16 protein-coding genes and 1 pseudogene are annotated in these 21,875 nt (G+C 65.8%); 10 read left to right on the top strand and 7 right to left on the bottom strand.

The genetic code is table 11. The annotated features are described in order from the left end of the window. Positions 1-28 precede the first annotated feature (28 nt). Together QE401_RS20345 and arsH are read left to right on the top strand one after the other, a co-directional pair. A complete protein-coding gene (locus tag QE401_RS20345) occupies positions 29-1,339 on the top strand; it encodes an arsenic transporter (RefSeq protein ID WP_307139918.1) in 1,311 nt (436 codons plus the stop codon). A 52-nt stretch (positions 1,340-1,391) separates the two neighbouring features. After that, on the top strand, positions 1,392-2,123 hold the full coding sequence (gene arsH / locus QE401_RS20340) for an arsenical resistance protein ArsH (RefSeq protein ID WP_307139917.1): 732 nt from the start codon (positions 1,392-1,394) through the stop codon (positions 2,121-2,123). Between the two features lie 300 nt (positions 2,124-2,423). Here the strand turns inward: arsH and QE401_RS20335 are convergent, their stop codons facing one another. The 3 genes from QE401_RS20335 to QE401_RS20325 form a co-directional block, all read right to left on the bottom strand. Then, on the bottom strand, positions 2,424-3,644 hold the full coding sequence (locus tag QE401_RS20335) for an MFS transporter (protein ID WP_307139916.1): 1,221 nt from the start codon (positions 3,642-3,644) through the stop codon (positions 2,424-2,426). Further along, on the bottom strand, positions 3,641-5,035 hold the full coding sequence (locus tag QE401_RS20330) for an FAD-dependent oxidoreductase (RefSeq protein ID WP_307139915.1): 1,395 nt from the start codon (positions 5,033-5,035) through the stop codon (positions 3,641-3,643). The genes QE401_RS20335 and QE401_RS20330 overlap by 4 nt, the downstream gene beginning before the upstream one ends. Before the next feature lie 118 nt (positions 5,036-5,153). After that, positions 5,154-5,576: a PadR family transcriptional regulator gene (locus QE401_RS20325; RefSeq protein ID WP_307139914.1), complete on the bottom strand. Its 423-nt coding sequence runs from the start codon at positions 5,574-5,576 to the stop codon at positions 5,154-5,156. A 524-nt stretch (positions 5,577-6,100) separates the two neighbouring features. Here QE401_RS20325 and QE401_RS20320 point away from each other — a divergent pair. The 7 genes and pseudogenes from QE401_RS20320 to QE401_RS20290 all read left to right on the top strand — a co-directional run bounded on the left by QE401_RS20320 (position 6,101) and on the right by QE401_RS20290 (position 15,519). After that, positions 6,101-7,522, top strand: a complete 1,422-nt coding sequence (locus tag QE401_RS20320; RefSeq protein ID WP_307139913.1) for a tyrosine-type recombinase/integrase — start codon at positions 6,101-6,103, stop codon at positions 7,520-7,522. 71 nt (positions 7,523-7,593) lie between these two features. Continuing rightward, a pseudogene (locus QE401_RS20315) lies at positions 7,594-8,574 on the top strand (type I restriction-modification system subunit M); the annotation flags it as partial. Between the two features lie 91 nt (positions 8,575-8,665). Further along, positions 8,666-9,463 carry an HsdM family class I SAM-dependent methyltransferase gene (locus QE401_RS20310; RefSeq protein WP_307139912.1) on the top strand — a complete coding sequence of 266 codons (798 nt, stop codon included), beginning with the start codon at positions 8,666-8,668 and terminating at the stop codon, positions 9,461-9,463. Beyond that, positions 9,460-10,791: a restriction endonuclease subunit S gene (locus QE401_RS20305; RefSeq protein ID WP_307139911.1), complete on the top strand. Its 1,332-nt coding sequence runs from the start codon at positions 9,460-9,462 to the stop codon at positions 10,789-10,791. The genes QE401_RS20310 and QE401_RS20305 overlap by 4 nt, the downstream gene beginning before the upstream one ends. Then, on the top strand, positions 10,788-11,735 hold the full coding sequence (locus QE401_RS20300; RefSeq protein ID WP_307139910.1) for a GIY-YIG nuclease family protein: 948 nt from the start codon (positions 10,788-10,790) through the stop codon (positions 11,733-11,735). Before QE401_RS20305 ends, QE401_RS20300 begins: the two co-directional genes overlap by 4 nt. Further along, positions 11,732-12,421, top strand: coding sequence for a hypothetical protein (locus QE401_RS20295; RefSeq protein ID WP_307139909.1), 690 nt, complete (start codon positions 11,732-11,734; stop codon positions 12,419-12,421). Before QE401_RS20300 ends, QE401_RS20295 begins: the two co-directional genes overlap by 4 nt. Further along, positions 12,418-15,519 (top strand): type I restriction endonuclease subunit R, encoded by a 3,102-nt coding sequence (locus tag QE401_RS20290; RefSeq protein WP_307139908.1) that lies wholly within the window; start codon positions 12,418-12,420, stop codon positions 15,517-15,519. The genes QE401_RS20295 and QE401_RS20290 overlap by 4 nt, the downstream gene beginning before the upstream one ends. A gap of 143 nt (positions 15,520-15,662) precedes the next feature. Here QE401_RS20290 and QE401_RS20285 read toward each other — a convergent pair whose 3' ends face one another. Together QE401_RS20285 and QE401_RS20280 are read right to left on the bottom strand one after the other, a co-directional pair. After that, positions 15,663-16,130, bottom strand: a complete 468-nt coding sequence (locus QE401_RS20285) for a terminase small subunit-like protein (protein WP_307139907.1) — start codon at positions 16,128-16,130, stop codon at positions 15,663-15,665. A 289-nt stretch (positions 16,131-16,419) separates the two neighbouring features. After that, positions 16,420-18,372 carry a DUF927 domain-containing protein gene (locus tag QE401_RS20280; RefSeq protein ID WP_307139906.1) on the bottom strand — a complete coding sequence of 651 codons (1,953 nt, stop codon included), beginning with the start codon at positions 18,370-18,372 and terminating at the stop codon, positions 16,420-16,422. Between the two features lie 30 nt (positions 18,373-18,402). Between QE401_RS20280 and QE401_RS20275 the strand changes: the two genes are divergently transcribed. Continuing rightward, positions 18,403-18,546, top strand: a complete 144-nt coding sequence (locus QE401_RS20275; protein WP_307139905.1) for a hypothetical protein — start codon at positions 18,403-18,405, stop codon at positions 18,544-18,546. A 176-nt stretch (positions 18,547-18,722) separates the two neighbouring features. Here QE401_RS20275 and QE401_RS20270 read toward each other — a convergent pair whose 3' ends face one another. Together QE401_RS20270 and QE401_RS20265 are read right to left on the bottom strand one after the other, a co-directional pair. Further along, complete coding sequence (locus QE401_RS20270) at positions 18,723-19,655, bottom strand: hypothetical protein (protein WP_307139904.1); 933 nt, start codon at positions 19,653-19,655, stop codon at positions 18,723-18,725. A gap of 849 nt (positions 19,656-20,504) precedes the next feature. Next, on the bottom strand, positions 20,505-21,443 hold the full coding sequence (locus QE401_RS20265; RefSeq protein ID WP_307139903.1) for a hypothetical protein: 939 nt from the start codon (positions 21,441-21,443) through the stop codon (positions 20,505-20,507). Positions 21,444-21,875 lie beyond the last annotated feature (432 nt).

Genomic DNA, 21,875 nt, shown 5'->3' with positions numbered 1-21,875 from the left:
CACGCCCTGACGCCCGAGAGAAGCCTCCATGCTGGCCCTGGCCATCTTCGTCTTCACGCTTGTCCTGGTCATCTGGCAGCCGCGCGGCCTCGGCATCGGCTGGTCGGCGCTCGGCGGCGCGGGCCTGGCGCTGCTCACCGGCGTCATCGGCTGGGCCGACGTGCCGGTGGTCTGGGACATCGTCTGGGACGCCACCTTCACCTTCGTCGCGCTGATCATCATCTCGCTGCTGCTGGACGAGGCGGGATTCTTCCAGTGGGCGGCGCTGCATGTCGCGCGCTGGGGCGGCGGCAATGGGCGGCGGCTGTTCCCGCTGGTGGTGGTGCTCGGCGCGGTCATCGCCGCCTTCTTCGCCAATGACGGGGCCGCCCTGCTGCTGACGCCGATCGTCATGGCCATCCTGCTGCGCCTGAACTTCTCCGCGGGCGCCACGCTCGCCTTCATCGTCGCCTGCGGCTTCGTGGCCGACACCACCAGCCTGCCGCTGGTGATCTCGAACCTGGTCAACATCGTCTCGGCCAATTATTTCGGCATCGGCTTCGACCGCTATGCCGCAGTCATGGCGCCGGTCAATCTGGTGGCGCTGGGCGCGACGCTCGCCGTGCTCTGGGCCTATTACGGGCGCGACCTGCCCGCCCGCTACCGGCTCGACCAGCTGGAGCGGCCCGCCACCGCCATCCGCGACCCTCTTGTCTTCCGCGCCGCCTTTCCGCTGCTGGCGGTGCTGCTGCTGGCCTATTTCGTCCTGGCGCCGCTGGGCGTACCAGTGGCCGCGGTGACCGGCGCCGCGGCCCTCGCGCTGCTGGTGCTGGCCGGCCGCTGGCACCGCGGCGGCAGCGGCGCCGTCGTCTCCGTCCGCAAGGTGCTGGGCGATGCGCCCTGGCAGATCGTCATCTTCTCGCTCGGCATGTACCTGGTGGTCTATGGGCTGCGGAATGCCGGGCTGACCGACCATCTGGCGCAGGCGCTGGTCTGGCTGGCCGGGCATGGCCTCTGGGCCGCCACCCTCGGCACCGGCATCGGCGCCGCGCTGATCTCCTCGGTGATGAACAACATGCCCAGCGTGCTGATCGGCGCCCTGGCCATCGAGCAGGCGCAGGGCATCCCGCCCGCCATCCGCGAGGCGATGATCTACGCCAATGTCATCGGCTGCGACCTCGGCCCCAAATTCACCCCGATCGGCAGCCTGGCGACGCTGCTCTGGCTGCATGTGCTGGCGCGCAAGGGCACCACCATCACCTGGGGACAATACATGCGGGTCGGCCTGGTCATCACGCCACCGGTGCTGCTGGCCGTGCTGGCCGCCCTGGCGCTCTGGCTGCCGGTGGTGGCGCCGTGACGGCGGCGACCGCCCGCGCCCGCCATCCGGTCCTGACGCAGAGGAGACGCTGATGACCCTCGACCTCTCGCTGCCCAACATCGCCGACGCGCTGCTGCCAGGGCCGGATCGCGCGCGGCTCGGCATTCCCGGCGCCAGCCAGCACGCGCCGCGCATCCTGCTGCTCTACGGCTCGCTGCGCGAACGGTCCTACAGCCGCCTCCTGACGCTGGAGGCCGAGCGCATCCTGCGCCGCCTCGGCGCCGAGACGCAGGTCTTCGACCCGCGCGATCTGCCGGCGGCGGACAGCGTGCCCGCGGATCACGCGAAGGTCGCCGAGCTCCGCGCGCTGTCCTTGTGGTCCGAGGGCCAGGTCTGGTGCAGCCCGGAGCGGCACGGCGCCATCACCGGCATCATGAAGAACCAGATCGACTGGCTGCCCCTGGAGAGCCGCGGGATCCGCCCGACCCAGGGGCGCACCCTGGCGGTGATGCAGGTCTCCGGCGGCAGCCAGAGCTTCAACTCGGTCAACACGCTGCGCCTGCTCGGCCGCTGGATGCGGATGGTGACCATCCCCAACCAATCCTCGGTGCCGAAGGCCTATGAGCAGTTCGACGAGGCGGGCCGGATGCGGCCGGGTCCGCTCTATGACCGCGTCGTCGACGTGATGGAGGAGTTGGTGAAATTCACCCTGCTGACGCGCGATGTCTCGGCGCATCTGACCGACCGCTACAGCGAGCGGAAGGAACGGGCGGAGAAGGTCGGCCGAAAGGATCTGGCGCGTGCCTCAGGCGCCGCGGGATAGGGCACAGCCGGCCGTGGACAGCTTCTTGCCTTGGCTGGGCGAGAAAGTCCTGATGCAGCCGCGACAGCGCATGAATCGCCGATCGGGGCCGTGACCGAGGAGGCGGATGTCTCCGCAGGTGGTCGAAGCGCCGCTGACGATGATCCCCGGTGGCCCCGGCAGGGGCCGGACCAGGCGCCTCCGATTGGCCGATACCGCCCTGGCCCCAGAACAGGGATCTTCCTGCGGGATTGCGGGTTCCTGTGAGCGCCGGCCCCGACCCGGCGATGGCCGGCATTGACCTGCAGGCCGGCAGCTCCGCTACCGGCGGCGAAGCGCCACCGGCAGCAGCGCCAGCACCATCAGGATGTTGAGCACCGCGGCGCCGCACAGCACGGCCAGCGTGGCCGGGGCGCCGAACCCGTCCAGCAGCCAGGCGCCCAGGAAGGGCGATGCGGCCTGGGCGATCAGCGTCGGCATGGCGATCCGCCCCATCAGCACGGCGTAGCCTTCCCTGCCGAACAGGGCCAGGGGCACCGTGCCGCGGGCGATGGAGCGGATGCCGCTGCCCATGCCGTACAGGACGATGCCCGCCGCGACGACACCGGGCGCGCCGACCAGCATGCCAAGGCCCAGCGCCACCAGCACGGCCGAGGCCACCAGGCTCCAGATCGGATGCGCCTTCCTGCCGAGGACCATCTCCAGGATGCGGGCGCCGACCTGCGCCGGGCCGATCAGCGTGCCCAGCGCCACCGCCGCGGCCAGCGCCAGGCCCTGCGACTGCAGCAGCGCCAGCAGATGGACCGAGAGCACCGTCATGATGACGGCCGCCAGGGTGAAGCCCGCGGCGAGCATGACGAAGGCATAGCGCTGGCTGGCCTGCACCCGGAGGGGCGCCGCGGCGGCCCTGGCGGGGGCGGCGGGCCTGGCGGCCTCGCGCGGGACGCCGAACAGGTAGAGCGGCAATCCGATCGTCAGATGGATGGCGGCGTAGGTCAGGCAGGCGCCGCGCCAGCCGAACTGCTCGGCCAGCAGGGCGCTGAGCGGCCAGCAGACCGTGCTGGCGAAGCCGCCGAACAGGGTGACCTGGGTGATGGCGGAGCGGGCCTGCTCGCCATAGAGCCGCCCCAGGCTGGAGAAGGCGGGATCGTAGAGCCCGGCGCCCATGGCCAGCCCCAGAATGACCCAGGCCAGCATGAAGACCGGCAGGCTCGGCGCCAGCCCGAGCAGGAGCAGGCCCGCGGCGAGCAGCACGGCGCTGGCGGCCAGGACAGGGCGGCCGCCGCGCAGCTCGATCAGGCGGCCGATGCGCGGCGACACCAGGCCGGAGACCAGCATGCCCAGCGACAGCGCCCCCATGATCCAGGTCAGCGGCCAGCCGGTGTCGGCGGCGATCGGACCGGCCAGCACCGCGAGCAGGTAGTAGGAGGACCCCCAGGCCAGAATCTGGCCGATGCCGATGGCGGAGACGACCGTGAGCCGGCTGCGGCCTGCCGCCGGGTCAGGGGGAGCGGCCGCTGCCGGCGAAGCGGCCTGGCTCATCCAGCGGCTTCCACGGCAGGCTTCGCGTCCCGGCTGGCGGTCCCGCGGCAGGATGACCGGTCAGGCGGGGTCGGCGGGGCCGGACAGCCGGCGGCCTCGGGGGGCGCGGGGGCGCAGCAGCCGGCGGTGCCGGCGCCCGGGCCATCCGGCCCTGCCCGGTCGCTGCTGCAGACCCCGGTCTGCGGCAGGTCCAGCTCGACACGGCGCGCCGCGTCCAGGTCGCCTGCCAGGAAGGCGGCGATCGAGCGCACCTGCTCATAGCCGGTCGCCATCAGGAAGGTCGGCGCCCGGCCATAGCTGGCCATGCCCGCCAGGAACAGCCCACCATCCGGCTGCTGCAGCTCGAAGGCGCCATGCGGACGGACCGTGCCGCAGGAGTGCAGGTTCGGATCGATCAGCGGAGCCAGCGCGCGCGGGCAATCCAGGGCCGGATCCAGGTCGAGACGAAGTTCGCCGAGAATGCCGAGGTCCGGCCGCAGGCCCGTGGCCACCACCATCTCGTCGGCCTCCGCCACCGCGCCTTCCAGGCTCGCGACCCGCAGCGCGCCGTCGGCGCCGCGGCGCACCGCATCGACCGGGAAGGGCGCGAGAAGCGCCACGGCCCTCGTCTCGACCAGGCGCCGCAACCGCTGGCCCAGCGCCCCCCGCTCCGGCAGCTGGTCGGCCGCGCCGCCGCCATAGGCGCGCGTCAGCTCGGCGCTCCGGGCCGCCCAGAGGATCCGCGTGCCGGGCGCCTGCGTGGCGAGGAGGGAGAGGTCGATCAGCGTGCCGATGGCCGAATGGCCCGAGCCCACGACCAGCACCCGCTTGCCCGCATAGCGGCCGCGCTCGGCGCCGAGCACATCGGGCATGCCATGGCGGATGCGGTCCGCCGCCTGCCGCTCGCCAAGCGCCGGAAGGCCGGAAGCACCGGCCGGGTTCGGATGGCCCCAGCTGCCGGTCGCGACGATGACGGCGCGCGCCAGCATCCGTCCTTCCTGGCCCTCGGCCTCGAAGCGGAGCTCGAAGGGCTGCTGCGCGCGGCCGGCATCGCGCACCTTGCCCAGGCGCGCCCGGGCGATGCCGGTCACCCGGGTGTTCAGCCGCAGGCTGGCAGCGATCTCGGGCAGGGCGGCCAGCGGCGCCAGATACTCCTCGACCAGCATGCGGCCGGTCGGGAAGGCCCCGGCCTCGGGCGCCCTCCAGCCCTGCCGCTCCAGCAGCGCGCGGCAGGCGGCATCGATGTTGTACCGCCAGGGCGAGAAGGTCCGGACATGTCCCCAGTCCAGCGGCGCCGTGCCGACCGAGGCCCCCGCCTCCAGCACCACGGGCCGCAGGCCGCGCTGCAGCAGATGCGCCGCCGCGGCCAGGCCGACCGGGCCGCCGCCGATGACGGCCACGGGCAGGTCCACGGGGCCAGGCAGGCCCTGGCCGGCCGGGGCGCGGGGCGGCTTTGCGGGACAGCAGGAACTCATCGGGCGCTCCCCTTCCAAATGCCTCGGTGGGCGATGCATCCAGTCACAGCGAAGCTCAGCAGCCGCAGCGCTTCTGGCCCTGGTCGCGCGCCGCGGCGGCGCGGCCGGTCTCGGTCAGGGCGGCGGTGGCGTCCATCCAGGCCTCCAGCCCGACCCTGAAGGCATCGCGGCCCTTCCCGGTCAGGGTGTAGACCTTGCGCTCGCGGCCGGAGACGATTTCGGCGGCGGAGGTCACATAGCCGCCCTGCTCGAACTCGCGCAGCGTCGGATAGAGCGCGCCCTCGGAGGGCGAGCAGCAGCCTTTCGTCGTCCGCTCCACGGCGCGCGCGATGTCATAGCCATGCGCCGGGCCGTCATGCAGCACCTGCAGCACGAAGAACCGGCTGAGCGCCATCTTGATGGTCCCGGCCCAATAGGCGCGATCCGTCAGGTTGGGCGTGGCGCGACCGGCAGGGGCGAGGCTGACATCCTTCGACATATCGGCATCCTATGCCTTGGAGGGCGAGGCATCAACAGCCATGTCCACCGCCTGCGGTGTGGCGGCCGCCTGGCTCGCCGCCCTCCGGCCGTGCCGCCAGGCCGGCGCATGCAGGGAAGCCGGCATCCGCAGGGTTTCCGCGCGAGCCATTCCGCGCTTCCGCCCCGCGCTGCCGGGCCAGGGAAAGCCTGTGGCCAGGGCCGGCCGCCGGGCATTGGCGGGCGCCGAAGCGCGATCGACAGCAGCTTCGGGGGCCGCTGGCCGCCAATTCCGGCAATGCCCGATGATGTCGACGGATTGCTTGCCTGAAGGCATGTCCCCGGCGGGATTCGAACCCACGGCCCCCAGATTAGGAATAGGGTGTCCGATTTCGCCATTGCGGACCCCGGACCGCCAGAACCCTCCACATAGCTACAAGATTCTCAAACAGCCCTCTTACCAAACCGCCTGAAGCCGCTATGAATCGCCATTGCGGACCCGCTTTCCGGGTCCGCAGCGGGTCCGCAGATCGAGGGCTGGTGCCGATGCCGAAGCTGACAGAAAAGGCCGTCGCTGCCTTTGCCATTCCCCCTGGAAAGCGGGAGGCCTGGCTCTCCGACGTCGAGGTTCCGGGCTTGCGGCTCAGGGCGACCGCGGGGGCGAAAACCTTCTACGCCTGCTGGACCAACCGGGCGACGGGCGAGCGGCAGCGAGAGAAGCTTGGCCTCTGGGGTGCCTTGACGGTGGAGCAGGCCCGTACCGCCGCGCGGGCGACCTTTGGCAAAGTGGCCGCCGGGGGAGATCCTGCGGCTGAACGAGCCGCTCGCGCCGCAGATCATGCCAAACGCAAGGCGGAGGCGGCCCTCACAGCAACAGAGGCGGCCTTCACGCTCGACCTCCTCATCGAGGATTGGGAGACGTTGCACCTGGCGACGCGGCGGGCAAGCTATCGGGCAGAAGCCACCCGCGCCTTGCGCCACGCCTTCAAGGCGCATCTCGAAGCGCCCGCTAAGGCGCTGGATCATGCGGCGGTGCTGGGCGTGATCGACCGTTTGGCCAAGGCCGGCAAGGCGACGACCGGCGGGCTCGTCTTACGCTACGGATCAGCGTGTTATGGCTGGGCCGTGAAACGGCGCCGACTGTTGACCAACCCCTTCGCCGGCCTGCCCATGCCTGAGCGAGCGGGTAGCCGCGAGCGAGTCCTTTCCGGCCAAGAAGTGGGTGAAATCTGGCGAGCCGCTGGCACAATGGCCGCGCCTTACGGGCCCGCGATGCGTTTTCTGCTGCTAACCCTTGCCCGACGCGACGAAGTCTGCGGCATGCGGTGGCGCGAGGTGTCGCCCGACCTATCCGTCTGGACCCAACCGGGCAGCCGCACGAAGAATGGCCGCGGGCATGTCGTGCCGCTCAGCGCGCCGGCACGGGCTTTGTTGCGCACTGTCCTCGACCTCGCGCGCGGGGCGCCGGCCATGCTTCCCGACCCTGACCAGCTCGTGTTCGGCAGCCCGACGGCCAAGGGGATGCGACCCATCAGCGGGCATAGCTGGGTGAAGCGGACTCTCGACGCGGCGATCGCCGCCGAACGGGCCCAGCTGGCGACGGTGACAGGGTGCCAGGCCGAGACGATGCCGCCCTGGGTGCTGCATGACTTTCGCCGAGCTGGTGTCACCTGGCTGGCCGGGGAGCGCTTTCCGCCGCATGTGGCCGACAAGCTGCTGAACCATTCGAGCGGCACGATCAGCGGCGTCGCTGCCGTCTATCAGCGCAACGACTTCATGCCGGAGCGCACCGCGGCACTGGAGGCCTGGGGGGCGCATGTGCAGGCGCAGGGGGAAAGGTGGCCATCGGGGCAGCAGCCGGATGCGGTGGCGCTGGCGATCGCCGGGCCGAATCAGGACGGACCGCACGCACTGATGGCAGCCCGGCAGGCGAAGGGGGCGCCCCGCCGGCAGCGCGCCCCTCGATAACCTGCCCAGCGCCGACAAGCAGGCAAGGCGGGGGGGGGGGGGGTGCTTCCGCTCCGTCCGGCTGCGGCATAATGTCCAATAATCCATATGAGTCTGTTCAGATGAGCCAGTCGCAATCCCTCTCCGCCCTCATCTGGTCCGTGGCTGACCTGCTTCGCGGCGACTACAAGCCCTCCGAATACGGCCGGGTCATCCTGCCCTTCACGGTGCTGCGCCGCCTCGACTGCGTGCTGGCGCCCACCAAGGAAAAGGTGCTCGCCGAGGCGCAGGCCAAGACGGCCATGGGGATCGAGCCCGAGGCCTTCCTGCGGCGCATCACGGGCGTGCCCTTCGCCAACACCTCGCCCTTCGACCTGAAGACCCTGATGGGCGACCAGGACAATCTCGGCGCCAATCTGGACGCCTATATCCGCGGCTTCTCGGCGCCCGTCCGCGACATCTTCGAGCGCTTCCGCTTCACCGAGCAGACCGACCGGCTGCGCAAGGCCGGGCTGCTCTACCAGGTGACCGAGCGCTTCGCCGCCTTCCCGCTGCACCCCGACCAGGTCAGCAACCACGATATGGGCCTGGCCTTCGAGGAGCTGATCCGCAAATTCGCGGAAATCTCCAACGAGACGGCGGGCGAGCACTTCACCCCGCGCGACGTCATCCGGCTGATGGTCAACCTGCTGTTCATCGAGGACAGCGACATCCTGACCCCCGGCACCCGCGCCGTGCGCACCATCTACGACCCCACGGCCGGGACGGGCGGCATGCTCTCGGTGGCGGGGGAGCATCTGATGGCGCACAACCCGCAGGCCACGCTGAGCATGTTCGGCCAGGAGCTGAACGACGAGAGCTACGCCATCTGCAAGGCGGACATGCTGATCAAGGGCCAGGATGTCGGCAACATCGTGCCCGGCAACACCCTGTCCGAGGACGGGCATGCCGGAAAGAAGTTCGACTACATGCTGTCCAACCCGCCCTTTGGCGTGGAGTGGAAGAAGGTGGAGAAGGAGGTGCGCAAGGAGGCCGAGCAGCTCGGCCATGCCGGCCGCTTCGGCCCCGGCCTGCCGCGCATCTCCGACGGCTCCCTGCTGTTCCTGCTGCACCTGCTGAGCAAGATGCGCCAGGCGCCAGGAGGGCGGCAGCCGCATCGGCATCGTGCTGAACGGCTCGCCGCTGTTCACCGGCGGCGCCGGCTCGGGCGAGAGCGAGATCCGCCGCCATGTGCTGGAGAACGACCTGGTGGAGGCGATCATCGCTTTGCCCACCGACATGTTCTTCAACACCGGCATCGCCACCTATGTCTGGATCCTGTCCAACCGCAAGCCGGCCGGGCGGCGCGGGCTGGTGCAGCTGATCGACGCCTCCGCCATGTGGAGCAAGATGCGGAAAAGCCTCGGCTCCAAGCGCAAGCAGATGGGCGACGATTTGATCGACGAGGTCACGCGCCTGTTCGGCGAGGCGGCGGAGGCGCAGCTGGCCACGGTGACCGATGTCGAAGGCCGGGTGAGCCGCGTGGTGGTGCGCGCCGGCGAGGCGCCGCCGGTCGCACCGGAGGGCGGCGCGGTGAAGTTGGCGCCGATGGCGCGGCTGTTCCGCAACGAGGCCTTCGGCTACCGCACGATCACGGTGGAGCGCCCGCTGCGCGACGCCGCGGGCCAGGTGGTGCTGGGCCAGAAGGGAAAACAGAAAGGAAAGCCGCAGCCGGACAGCGCGCTGCGCGACACCGAGAATGTTCCCCTCTCGGAGGAGGTCGAGGCCTATTTTGCCCGGGAAGTGCTGCCGCACGCGCCGGATGCCTGGATTGACGCGGAGAAGACAAAGGTGGGCTACGAAATCCCCTTCAACCGGCATTTCTATGTGTTCGAGCCGCCGCGGCCGCTGGCGGAGATCGATGCGGATCTGAAGCGGGTGACGGACCGGATCCGGGCGATGATCGAGGGGCTGGCAGCATGAATGCTAGAGCTTATGCAAGCTATAAAGAGAGCAGCGCTCATTGGCTGGGGCTAGTTCCGACGCACTGGACAATCAAACGCTTAAAGTTTTTGCTTAAAGAAATTGACGTTCGTGTAGGCGAAGGTGATTCTGAACTACTTGGATTATCCAAATCCTTGGGGGTAGTGCGGCGGTCCGACCTAACTCAAGGTGCGTCTGAATCTGATAACTATGGAAAATACAAAACTGTTCTTCCTGGCCATCTTGTCATGAACAAGATGCAGGCATGGAACGGGGTTTTTGGTCTATCGCCCTATTCTGGCATGATTAGCCCTGATTATGCCGTTTTTGAAGTAATAGATCAGCAAAAACAACGATTTATTTGCGATTTATTGCGAACTGAGCAGGCAGCAGGTGAATTGTTCACTCGTTGCCGCGGTATGGGAAATGCCTTCCTAAGAATCAATACAGGTGACTTTTTCGATGTGCGAGTTGCACTGCCGCCTGAAGATGAGATGCAAAATATCATCTCCTTCCTCGACCGCGAAACCGACAAGATCGACGCGCTGGTGGCCGAGCAGGAGCGGCTGATCGCGCTGCTGAAGGAGAAGCGGCAGGCCGTCATCTCCCAGGCCGTCACCAAGGGCCTGGACCCCACGATGCCAATGAAGGATTCAGGGGTGGAGTGGCTGGGGGAGGTGCCGGCACATTGGGAAGTCACCAGACTTGGGCACAGATACGAAGTGCAGCTTGGCCGCATGTTGAACGAGGAGAGGGCGCAAGGTGACGACCTACGCCCTTACATACGTGTGTTTGATGTCCAATGGGGTGCAATCAATGTGGATGACCTGCCGCTGATGGATTTTCCGCCTGATGCAAGACAGAGATACCTACTTAAATCAGGCGATCTCCTTGTGAATGAAGGGGGCAGCTACGTCGGGCGATCCGCCATCTGGCGCGGCGAGATTCCTGAATGCTATTACCAGAAGGCGTTGCACCGAGTGCGTCCACTCGATCGCAACAGCGATACGACAGCCTTCCTATATTTCATGATGGAGCTTGCAACTCGGCTCGGCGTTTTCGTCGCCGGCGGCAATCAAACAACGATTGATCACCTCACCGCTGAAAAGCTACGCGCTCATCGCTTTGCCTTCCCGCCTAGGCAAGAGCAGGATTCGATAGCTGAGTTTTTGGAAGGCAGGCTGCAAGAACTAGGAACGCTCACCGCCGAATCAGAACGCGCCATCGCCCTGCTGAAAGAACGCCGTGCCGCGCTGATCTCCGCCGCCGTCACCGGCAAGATCGACGTCCGCGACCATGCAGCCGCCGGGCAGGCGACCGCCGCATGACCGCCACCCCCGGCCGCTCCCTCGAACTCTACTACATCGACGGCCGGCCGGACGGCATGCTGACGGCCGAGCTGTTCAACTGGACCGGCCATGTGCTGATGGCGCCGCGCACGCAGATCGCCGCCGCGCTGAAGCGCCCGGAAGCTGGCTATGCCGGCATCTATCTGCTGATCGGCGAGCAGGAGGGTGAGCCGCGCGCCTATGTCGGCGAGGGCGAGGATATCAGCGCCCGCATCAAGGCGCATGACACGGCGAAGGATTGGTGGACCAGCGCCGTGCTGGTCACCACCGCCGGCAACAAGCTCAACAAGGCGCATGTGCGCTACCTAGAAGCCCGGCTGATCGCCGAGGCCCGCGCCATCGGCCGCGTGCCGCTCGACAACGGCACCAGCCCGCCCCGCCCCTCGCTCAGCGAGGCCGATGTGGCGAAGATGGAAGCCTTCCTCGAGAACCTGCTGATCGTGCTGCCGGCGGTGCGGGTGGACATGTTCATCCAGCGCGCCAGGCCTGCGGTCATCTTGGATAGCCCAGCCCCATTTGTTCCTCTTCAGTCGCCGCAATTTTCGATGCAGACCCTTCCACCGGTGCGATTCACATTGGAAACGCCGAGGCATGGCATTAAGGCGACGGCGCTCCTCATCGATGGGGAGTTTGTGGTGCAAGCAGGATCCTTGGCTCGGGAAAGTTGGATTGGGCAGAATGGCCAGACGGCCTCCTATGCGCCACTGCACGCGGAATTGGTTAATGCAGGTATTCTTGCTCCCCAAGGCGCATTGCGTGTCTTTACTCAAAACTACGCCTTTAAAAGCCCTAGCGCAGCGGCTGCCGTAGTCAACGGCCGCAGTACCAGCGGACCCAGTGCGTGGCACCTCGAAGGTACAGGCACCACCTATAAAGATTGGGAAGCAAGACAGCTCGGTGCGTCCGATATGGAGACCACATGAGCATTGAAATGCGTGCAGTTTTCGAAAAGCTTGGCTTCGAGGAAGACTGGTTGGCGATGACAGATCAGGCGCCAGGTTACCGGTACGACCTCGGAAACCTAGAGCTTGAAGCAGCGCAGGTTGTGAACCGGCATCTTGTACCTGTGTTTCTTGTAAGTGGCATCCGCGAGGATACGCGAAGCCTGAGCAGGATACGCTTGGAGACACCTCTTAAAGTGGCATCCCTGGAGCAGGGAATTGCTCTCTTGGCGTATGCAGTTGGACGCAGCTTCCAACCGGCTAAACCGACGCTGTGGCTTGAGCTGGGACACTCCTGGCAGCATCTTCTGCCTTGGGAACAGGAGCGCAAAGCTTACGAGTCTCGCCCCCGTTGTAAGGTTGAGCGGGACTGGTTTCGTATGCCCGCACAGCAGCTTCGCCCACTGGCCGGCAGCGCGTCGGAAGAAGATGTCGCTACCTTTATGTTTGACGGCCAAGTCTTGACCATTGCAGCAAAAGGCGCCCGACTACCTATGGTAGCTCAAGGAGACGCTTGGCTGGAGAGCTATTGTGTTCAGCTATCGCAGCTGTCGGCATTACCGAAGCGCTTGACAAGCCCTTCTGTCGACATTGGGGTATGGGAGGGGCGGCTCACCATCAACAATCTTTCCCTGCAGGTCCTTCAGGCGGAGTTGGGAGCGCCGTGAGCATCCACAAGGAAATCGCCTTCGAGGACGGCATCTGCGCCCATCTCGCCACCCATGGCTGGCTCTACGAGGACGGCGCGGCCAGCCGCTACGACCGCGCCCGCGCGCTCTTCCCCGAGGACCTGGTGGCCTGGGTGCGGCAGACCCAGCCCGAGGCCTGGGCCAGCCTGGAGAAGACGCACGGCCCGGCCGCGGCCGCCACGCTGGCGGACCGGCTGCGCGCCGCGCTGGACAGGCAGGGCACGCTGGTGCTGCTGCGGGACGGGCTGGATGTCGTCGGGCTGCGGCAGCGCCTGTCGCTCTGCCAGTTCCGTCCGGCGCTGGGGATGAATGCCGAGCTGCAGGCGCGCTACCAGGCCAACCGGCTGCGGGTGGTGCGGCAGCTGCGCTACTCGCTGCACAGCGAGGCCAGCCTGGATCTGGTGCTGTTCCTCAACGGCATCCCGGTGGCGACGGCCGAGCTGAAATCCGACTACACCCAGTCGGTGACGGATGCGATCAACCAGTACCAGTATGACCGCCTGCCGCGCCTGCCCGGCCGCAACCTGACAGAGCCGCTGCTGAGCTTCCCCGGCGGCGCTCTGGTGCATTTCGCCGTCAGCAACAGCGCGGTCGCCATGTGCACCCAGCTGGCGGGGGCCAACAGCCGCTTCCTGCCCTTCAACCGCGGCCATGAGATGGGTGCCGGCAACCCGCCCAACCCGCAGGGCGCACCCACCGCCTATCTCTGGGAAGAGGTCTGGCAGCGCGACAGCTGGCTGGAGATCCTGGGCCGCTACCTGGTGCCGGTGAAGGACGACAAGAAGCGTCTGAAGGGCTGGATCTTTCCGCGCTACCATCAGCTCGACGCCACGCGGAAGCTGGTGGCGCAGGTGCTGGAGGATGGACCGGGCGGCAAATACCTGATCCAGCACTCGGCCGGGTCGGGCAAGACCAATTCCATCGCCTGGGCGGCGCATTTCCTGGCCGACCTGCATGACGGCACGAACAAGAAGCTGTTCGACACCGTGCTGGTGGTCTCCGACCGCACCGTGCTGGACAAGCAGCTGCGCGAGGCGATCGAAAGCTTCGAGCGCACCATCGGTGTCGTGGCCGTCGTCACCGGCGATGGCGGCGCCAAGAGCGGCGAGCTGGCGGCCGCGCTCTCCGCCGGCAAGAAGATCGTGGTCTGCACCATCCAGACCTTCCCCTTCGCGCTGGACGAGGTGCGCCGGCTCTCCGCCAGCAAGGGCAAGCGCTTCGCGGTGATCGCGGACGAGGCGCATTCCTCCCAGACCGGCCGCGCCGCCGCCGAGCTGAAATCCGTCCTCAGCCCCGAGGAGCAGGCGGCGCTGGAGGATGGCGGCGAGTTCGACGCCGAGGACATCATGGCCGCCAAGATGGCGGCGCGCGCCGGGCAGGATGCCGGCATCACCTATGTCGCCTTCACCGCCACGCCCAAGGGCAAGACGCTGGAGCTGTTCGGCCGCCGCCCCGACCCCTCGCAGCCGGCAGGCAAGGGCAATCTGCCGGAGGCCTTCCACATCTATGCCATGCGCCAGGCGATTGAGGAGGGCTTCATCCTCGACGTGCTGCAGAACTACACGGCCTACAAGCTGGCCTTCCAGCTCACCCATAACGGGCAGGAGCTGACCGAAAAGGAGGTGGATGCCAGCGAGGCCAAGAAGGGCATCATGGGCTGGGTTCGGCTGCACCCCCACAACATCGCGGCGCGCGTCGAGATCGTGGTGGAGCATTTCCGCCAGAACGTGGCGCATCTGCTGGGCGGCAAGGCCAAGGCGATGGTGGTGACCGCCAGCCGCAAGGAGGCGGTGCGCTGGGCCAAGGCGATGGAGGCCTATATTGCCCGCAAGGGCTATGCCATCGGCCTGCTGGTCGCCTTCTCCGGCGAGGTCATGGACCCGGAGACGGATGCCGAGCCGCTGACGGAAGCCAGCATGAATCCGGGCCTGCGCGGCCGGGATCTGCGCGATGCTTTCGCCACGCCCGAGTTCAGCCTTCTGGTCGTCGCCAACAAGTTCCAGACCGGCTTCGACCAGCCGCTGCTCTGCGGAATGTATGTCGATCGGCGGCTGGGCGGCATCCAGGCGGTGCAGACCCTCTCCCGGCTGAACCGCGCGCATCCGGGGAAGGACACCACCTATGTGGTCGACTTCGTCAACGAGCCGGAGAAGATCCTGGAGGCCTTCCGCCTCTATCACACCACGGCCGAGTTGGCGGATGTCAGCAATCCCAATGTCGTGCTTGACCTGCGCAACAAGCTGGATGCCACGGGCTACTATGACCAGTTCGAGGTCAGCCGCGTCGCCCGCGTCGCCGTCAATCCGAGGGCGCCGCAAAGCGATCTGGATGCGGCGATCGGCCCGCCCAGCAACCGGCTACTGACTCGCTACAAGCAGGCCCGGGCGCGCTTCGCGTCCGAGCCCGAGCGTTCGGCCTCCTGGCAGGCCGCCAAGGACGAGATGGATGCCCTGGTGCTCTTCAAGCGGGACCTCGGAAGCTACATCCGGGTCTATGAATTCCTTGGCCAAATGTTCGACTACGGCAACACCGACTACGAGAAGCTCTACCTCTTCGCCAAGATGCTGCTGCCGCTGCTGGATTACGGCCGGGAGCGGGAAGGCCTGGACCTCTCGACCCTGAAGCTGACGCATCATCGGATGCGGGACCTCGGCCAGCAGAAGCTCAACCTCGCCGGCGCCGAGGCTGGTCCTGCCTTGGCGCCGGTGACGCAGGCGGGCTCCGGACAGGTGCAGGAGAAGCACAAGCAGCGGCTCCGCGACATCATCCTGGCGATGAACGACCTGTTCGACGGCGAGATCACCGAGGGCGACGCGGTCGCCTATGTCGACACGGTCCTCAAGGGGAAGATGCTGGAGTCGGAATTGCTTCGCAGCCAAGCGAGCGCAAATACCAAAGAGCAATTCGGCAATTCGCCGAATCTTAGTGAGGAACTGCTGAACGCAATCATGGACGCCATGTCGGCGCATGAGGCGATGAGCAAGCAGGCCCTCAATTCAGACAATGTCCGGGGCAGGATCCTTCATACGCTGCTCGGCCCCGGCGAACTATGGGAGGCACTGCGAGCACGCTGCTGAGCGCCTACCTCCCAGTCAGAGCAATTACTTCCTCAATTCCGTTTTTTACACACCGCCCTGCAGGCATTGGCGGCGGGAGAACTTGCGGGAGATGCGCCCCACCAATGCTCAGGGCTCGGCCATTTTGATAAGAAATGTTCAGATTATTTCTCATCGCCCCCGTCGATGCACGGCTTCATTGCACGTCCCTGCATTTGTTGAATGAGCAGTGCCAGCGGGTTGGCTTCCGCCTGGGAGAGGGACTGAGCCGATAACCCATAGGTCTTCGGCGCCAGCTTTGCCGCTCGCCACTGCCGTGCCCAGATGCGGAGCTTCACCACCTGCCAGTTCTCAGGCGTAGCACTGTCGGCAAGATCAATGGTGTCGTCGATCATCGCATGCTGCTGCGCCTCGCGTGCGCGCGCGATAGTCGTCCGGAAGGCGCTATCCGAGGCCATTCGAGCATAGACAGATGTTTTGCTGGGACAGTCGGCGCGAGCGCACGCCTGACCCATGCTCATGCCGCCGATCAGCAGTTCGCAGAGGCGTGCGACCGCCTCCTGATCATCCGTTGATGGCTTCACCGGCGACCTTCCGCGGCGCGGTAGCGCCTTGGCTTCCGAGAGCGTCATGTGGCTCTTCGCCGGTGTTGTATGCCGCGCCTCCGCCATGGATCGCACCTTTCCAACCAAGCGATGATGGGTACCGCACCTCTTGCGCAGCCGATCGTTGATTCTAGCATGCCGCGATTGCCCGTTGCTATTGGGGCAAACCTACACACCCCTTCGGGTCCATGCCGAGTTGCCGCAGATGGAACGATAGGGAACACGGTTACAGCCTTGAACCGCTTGGGCTGTTCCAGCTCCCCTGCCAGGGATCGAGCAGAGAACATAGGGAACGCGACGGAGACCGTGCGGCAGATCATTCTCCAGACATGATCGCGGCGCGAATGACGTAGAAGCGGGACGGCTTGCTAAAGCCCGGCACACGTTCGTTGCGCTGCAGCTTGCCGCCTTCTCCTTGCACCAGGAAGCCTCGGCGTAGGAGGGTTCGTGCCGCAGCGGTTGCATCGGCTCCTGCAAAAACTTCCTCGCGCCAGATTTCGGCATACACCAGGAAGCAAAGTTCGCCGCCTACTACCTTTCGAAAGCCGGCGCGCCGATGTGTGGGGCGAGCGTCGTCGATCCTGGCACTTCCATCCTCGTTAGAGGCGGGGAACCGCGTATCGCCGTGCTCGGCAATCAGCCGCCGGACCCGTTCCACTGCCTCGGCATCTTCTGCCGCGGCACCGCCCTGTCGAGCTGCCAGCCATATCCGCATATGCGCTTCTGCGGCCTCTTTCGCCACGCCCGACGGCCATCCAGTCACCTGCCATGCTGTTGCCAACTCGCCGGCAGCAGCGACGAGGGCGAAGCGTCGCGCCACGTCCTGGGCCTGCGTCTCAGCGTCCTTGGGCAAAAGCGCCATGAAATGGGCACGGCTTGCTTCCAGTTCGGCCCGCAGCGCCTCAGGCCTGGCCGGCCATTCCCTGCTGAGCCGCTCGATGAAGGCCCTGGCCGCATGTCCGTAATGCGCCCGCATTGCAGCATGGAGGTCCTTCATGAAGGCAGGAAAGTCGGGCGCACCGTGCAGGTTGGGCCATGCAGTGCCACCTCCCTCGATGGGAAGCGATGGCAGCCGCACGGCAGCGCCTGCCGGCAAGCGCTGACCGGCTTTCGCCGCGACATTCGCTAAATCCACCTCACCATTGCTCAAAGGAAAGGTCCGCCAGGTGCGTCTCTGCCTGGCGGTGGCGTCCTCCTTCAACCTGGATTTGCCGCCTTCGCCTGCCAGGGCATAGATCGTGCCGACCACGGTCTGCGGATCAGCCTGGTGAATTTCATCCAGGATCAGCAGACCGTCGCCGGCTTCCTCTGCCATCGCCTCGACGGCATTGGCGGTGCTGTTCCAGTCCCGCAGCACTCCGCCCTTTTGTGGGGGCCCCCAGACCGATGCCGCCGCCTGGCATGCCGTCGTCTTACCGCCTTTGCTGCCGCCAGAGAGATGGAAACCGCCAGAGACTTCGCCCATCGGTAGCAGCAACGGGCCCGCGAAGGCGCAGGCAATGCAAAACGTGGCAAGGGGGTTGCCGACAGCCTTCGCGGCGACATGGGCTCGCCATCCGGCGAGGGTCCCTGCGATGCTGCAGCGTAAGACAGCTTCCTCGCCCACGCTGGCAAGCATCAGCATCTCGCCTGTCTCGCCGATCGTCTCGCCATCGGGCAGCATATAGGCCGACGGCGCGCCGGGCGTGGCATGCCATCCCGCACGGCTTACCGCCGTCACCATCGTTCCTGCCACCACCTCGCCCAGGGCCTTCCGTAAGGCGAGCCGAGCGCCGGGATCGACGGCAATCCGCAACCCCCGATCCATCATCTGTGCCTCCAGCTCGCCTGGTGCGACCATGAGGAGGCGGCGTGGCATGATCCAGGACACCATCCGTCCATCCCCATCACGCCACCGGATCGCCAAACTCCAACCCGAGCCTTTCAGCGTGCGGGCCTCGCCCCAAACGTCGAAGGGGGCGGCAAGCCAGATCGGCGCAGCATCCTTGCCCTGATCGAGGTAGAGCCCGTCCGCCTTGAATTCTATGCCAGTCGGCCAGCGAACCTCGCCCGGGCCAGGCCGCGGCAGCGCGCGGGCAGTTGCCGCCCGATCGACGCGTTCCTTTTGCTGAGCACGCTTCACCTCGGCGTCGAGGTCACCAAGCTTGATGCCAAGGCGCTTGGCGGCCGAGACACGCCTACTGACGTAGTCGAGCCGTGTCAGCGCAGCGAGGCTGGCAATTTCAGCCTGCAGATCCAGCGGCTCTGTCGGCAGTTCGCTCTCCGGCATCGATGCCACTTCTGCAGGATCGCAGTGGGCATGATGATCACCGACCTGAGCCTGAGCCTGAGCCTGAGCCTGAGCCTGAGCCTGAGCCTGAGCCTGAGCCTGAGCCTGAGCCTGAGCCTGAGCCTGAGCCTGAGCCTGAGCCTGAGCCTGAGCCTGAGCCTGAGCCAACTCTAGGGCGGCCGGTAGGCTAGGCAACCCGTCGTCCAGCGTGGGCGCCGAGCCTTTCGTCATCTGCGTCGGATCCTCAACGTCGAGTGGGGGCGCCACCAAGTGATGCGGACGATCCTCCATGGTGTCCTCGCCGACCGCCAAGCCTGCTGATTGGGGGGCGGCCAGCCGCTCCGACCTGCTCATGCGCCACCCCCGATGTGGCCCAGTGCCCATCGGGCTAATGCCTCGCCTTCGGCACGGCGTTCACCAGCGGCTTCGATGCCGTCAGCTACGGCGCGCACAGCATCGTCGGCGCTCACCTCGCCAGTGCGGGCGAGATGAGCCAGGAAGGCAGCCATCCGCTTCGCGGTTTCGTGCCGTGTGCCAATGGGTGCGGCAGCGAGGGTTCGCCTCGCATATTGCAGCGCCGCCGCTCCTCCACCGCGGAATTCTCTTGAAGATGATACTACGGCCGGCGCCGCGATCTTGACCGGCCGCAGCATCGCCGGCAGCGGCACCTGCACCACCTCTCGTGCGCCGGGCAGCATCGCCAAGCGCTCGGGAATGGGGTCCTCCCGTCCACCAGCGAAAAAGGGCCGCGCCGTGTAGATCGGCTGAACCGGCCGGAAGGTCGCAGCGTCAACGGGGAAGCCGACAAACCACTGCACAAGCTCGGCACCGATGACTGGCCGCGAAAGCCATGCCCACCAACGCAGCCGGGCACCAGACTTGATGCCATGCGATGCGGTGGCGCCAATGATGGCGGCCGCATCCCGAAACGCATGCGGCAAACGAGGACGAACCGCCTCGGCGCACGCCACAAGGTCCCGGGGGTCGGTACCCTCCGGCAGCGGAATGCCATCGAGATCCAGCGCAACCCAACGGCGAGGAACCTCGCGCAAGGTCGGCGCCTCCCCGGTTTTTTGATCCGGATGCAACAGCCGGCGGACCTGCTTCATGATCTCGCCGTTGACCGTGGCGCCACGAAGAACGCAGGCATAGCGCAAGGGTAGCAGCCCGCGCAGCGTCTCGGCCAGGGAGGCAAGATCCGCGATAGGATGGGGGTGGAGGTTGTAGAACCGCACGTTGTCATAGGGCCGGCAAGTACCATCCTGCCTCCAAACCTTCGCCAAGTATCCGCCTGCAGCCGCCACCGCTATAGTCAAGCTGCAGCCGCCATGGTCGCGTTCCCAACCGTTCCCCAACGGAACCGCGGCATGGGGCCCGTGAGATCCTTGACAAGCAGGCTTGTTCCCTGCGTTCCCGTCAGTTCCCTGCGCCTGGCCGCCATCGGCAGCCTTCGAAAGAGGACATGGAGGATTGGGTGCAGCCTCCGGCTCGACCTCCGCCGCGAGGATAGATTCTCCAGCCTCGCGCAGTTTCATCGATAGAAGAAGCTCAGCGTACGCGTTGTCTGAAGGCTCGTGGCTGGCATCCCGTCCGCCACGCAGCATTGCAGCGTTGGTCGCTCCCAACGGCAGCTGATGCGCTTCCTCCGGGGAGATCTCTTCGCTTGGCAGCGACCAGATCCTGACCTTCTCGGTCGATGACAGCGAGCAGTGGGCCCGCTCGCTAGCCAGACTGCTATGCCGGCCGAGAGGCATCGCGTTAGACATGACGGCTCGATCCGGCCCGGCTGCTACGCTGCTTTGGGCGCGCTGCCAACTCTGCGGCACGATGGGCGAAAGTGCGCTCGGCTGCCCAGCGTTCGCAGTCCTCCAGCCGGTAGGCAATCCGCCGCAGACCCATCCGGACAAAGGAAGGGCCCTCGCCGCTGACCCGCCACCGCTGCGCGGTGCGAGGCGCCACGTGATAGCGCTCACAGAACTCAGACTCAGTCAAATAGCTGGGCGTCATATTCGGTGTCATCGGCTGCCCTTTCTGGCTTCGGAGCGTCACGCGCTCCATGGCCAGTGCTAATTGCCGATGAGCCAATCCGTCGAAGCCGTGCAGCGAGCAGTCAGCGAGCAGTCAGCGAGCAGTCAGCGAGCAGTTCCCGGTGTGCTCGCTGACTGCTTGGGCTTGCGCGGTGGCACGCGCAGTTGGGGCGGCAGGTTCTTGTAGGCCCGTTGGACAGACCGAGCGGAGAAGCCCTTCAAGCGTCCTTCAGCGACCGCATCTTTGTCCCGAAAAGGAGGCCTCCCGCGTTCATGGCAAAAAGCGGTTGCCCATTCCCGAATCCAGACAAAAACTTCCTTATCTGATTTTGTATTTTTCTCTATTATATCAGAATTATTATTTTCAGAATATTCATTATTATTTTTTATATTATTTTTCAGAATATATTCTTCTTTCGGAAATTCTCTAATCAGTTCTTCTGATTTAATTTCCACGCCCGTCCAATGAAGACCTTCATAATCATCAACTGGCGGAATTGTGTCTCCCTCGATATCTATACTGAGGGCAAAGTCACCACCGAAACTCTCTGGCGCAATGAGCTCAGGCGGGCCCTTCTTGCTCTCACCCAAATAAGAGAGTGCAGGACGACCCCTTGCAGGCACCAATCCTGCGTCGAGGGCAGCAATCAGGCGCGAAGTCGCGCGCTCCAAGGCCTCCTCTGCTCGCTGAATCTTATTGAGATCACGTTCCAACGCCTCGACGAGGTCGGCGGCAGCTAAGCCGGTCTGGTCGAGAAGCCTCAATGCAGCGTCCCGGGCCATGGCGTCGGTCTTTGACGTCGGCTCGAAGCCGTCCGGCCCTGTCAAGAGGGCTTGTTTCAGCTCTGGCGCAGTGATCACCCAATCAATATCAATCAATCCCGGCTTATCGGGCAACGAGGGCCTAATACGCCAATCATAATTCGGCCGAAATTCTTCCAGAATGGTCCATTTTCCGCCCTCAATGAAATGGCGAAAAGCAATCCATACCAGCGCTTCACCAGTTCCCCACCAACCGATCCGTCGACCACTGGAATTTTCCATATCATGACCTCACCAGATCAACTGCAGATGCTTGATGGATGATCGGATACTGCTGAGACGTCATTTACCGCCAAATCGCGTCAAAGCTCCACCACCAGCGGCATGGTACGATCCGCGGAGCTGTCGGATTTCTTTCGTTTCACTCCCCGACGCGAGCATGGCGCGACGCAGCAATCCTGATGCAGTCGCTCGGCGGGTCCGCCTGGGGTCCGCAACGCGAAGCAAGGGCATCTGGCAGACCAGAAAGAGTCAGCCAAATTATTGATTTTAATGGTGTCCCCGGCGGGATTCGAACCCACGGCCCCCAGATTAGGAATTTTGAGAAGGCACAGAAAAAACAAAGGCCAGTTTCCGCCACCGCGATACTGGTTTGGGTGAGGTCGGATAGAGGGGAATGCGGGTGGAAACTACTAGGCGCGCCACCGTGGCGCG

The sequence above is a fragment of the Pseudoroseomonas cervicalis genome (genome assembly GCF_030818485.1).
Lineage (GTDB): Bacteria > Pseudomonadota > Alphaproteobacteria > Acetobacterales > Acetobacteraceae > Pseudoroseomonas > Pseudoroseomonas cervicalis_A.
This window is presented reverse-complemented; position numbering and strand designations above follow the sequence as displayed.

What these genes read in the sequence shown, in the direction of transcription:
- QE401_RS20345 (WP_307139918.1), top strand. Translation starts at nt 29, where the DNA reads ATGCTGGCCCTGGCCATCTTCGTCTTCACGCTTGTCCTGGTCATCTGG.
- QE401_RS20300 (WP_307139910.1), top strand. Translation starts at nt 10,788, where the DNA reads ATGACCGCCACCCCCGGCCGCTCCCTCGAACTCTACTACATCGACGGC.
- arsH (WP_307139917.1), top strand. Translation starts at nt 1,392, where the DNA reads ATGACCCTCGACCTCTCGCTGCCCAACATCGCCGACGCGCTGCTGCCA.
- QE401_RS20285 (WP_307139907.1), bottom strand. Translation starts at nt 16,130, where the DNA reads ATGACGCTCTCGGAAGCCAAGGCGCTACCGCGCCGCGGAAGGTCGCCG.
- QE401_RS20335 (WP_307139916.1), bottom strand. Translation starts at nt 3,644, where the DNA reads ATGAGCCAGGCCGCTTCGCCGGCAGCGGCCGCTCCCCCTGACCCGGCG.
- QE401_RS20305 (WP_307139911.1), top strand. Translation starts at nt 9,460, where the DNA reads ATGAATGCTAGAGCTTATGCAAGCTATAAAGAGAGCAGCGCTCATTGG.
- QE401_RS20280 (WP_307139906.1), bottom strand. Translation starts at nt 18,372, where the DNA reads ATGCCGGAGAGCGAACTGCCGACAGAGCCGCTGGATCTGCAGGCTGAA.
- QE401_RS20295 (WP_307139909.1), top strand. Translation starts at nt 11,732, where the DNA reads ATGAGCATTGAAATGCGTGCAGTTTTCGAAAAGCTTGGCTTCGAGGAA.
- QE401_RS20320 (WP_307139913.1), top strand. Translation starts at nt 6,101, where the DNA reads ATGCCGAAGCTGACAGAAAAGGCCGTCGCTGCCTTTGCCATTCCCCCT.
- QE401_RS20275 (WP_307139905.1), top strand. Translation starts at nt 18,403, where the DNA reads ATGATGATCACCGACCTGAGCCTGAGCCTGAGCCTGAGCCTGAGCCTG.
- QE401_RS20265 (WP_307139903.1), bottom strand. Translation starts at nt 21,443, where the DNA reads ATGGAAAATTCCAGTGGTCGACGGATCGGTTGGTGGGGAACTGGTGAA.
- QE401_RS20325 (WP_307139914.1), bottom strand. Translation starts at nt 5,576, where the DNA reads ATGTCGAAGGATGTCAGCCTCGCCCCTGCCGGTCGCGCCACGCCCAAC.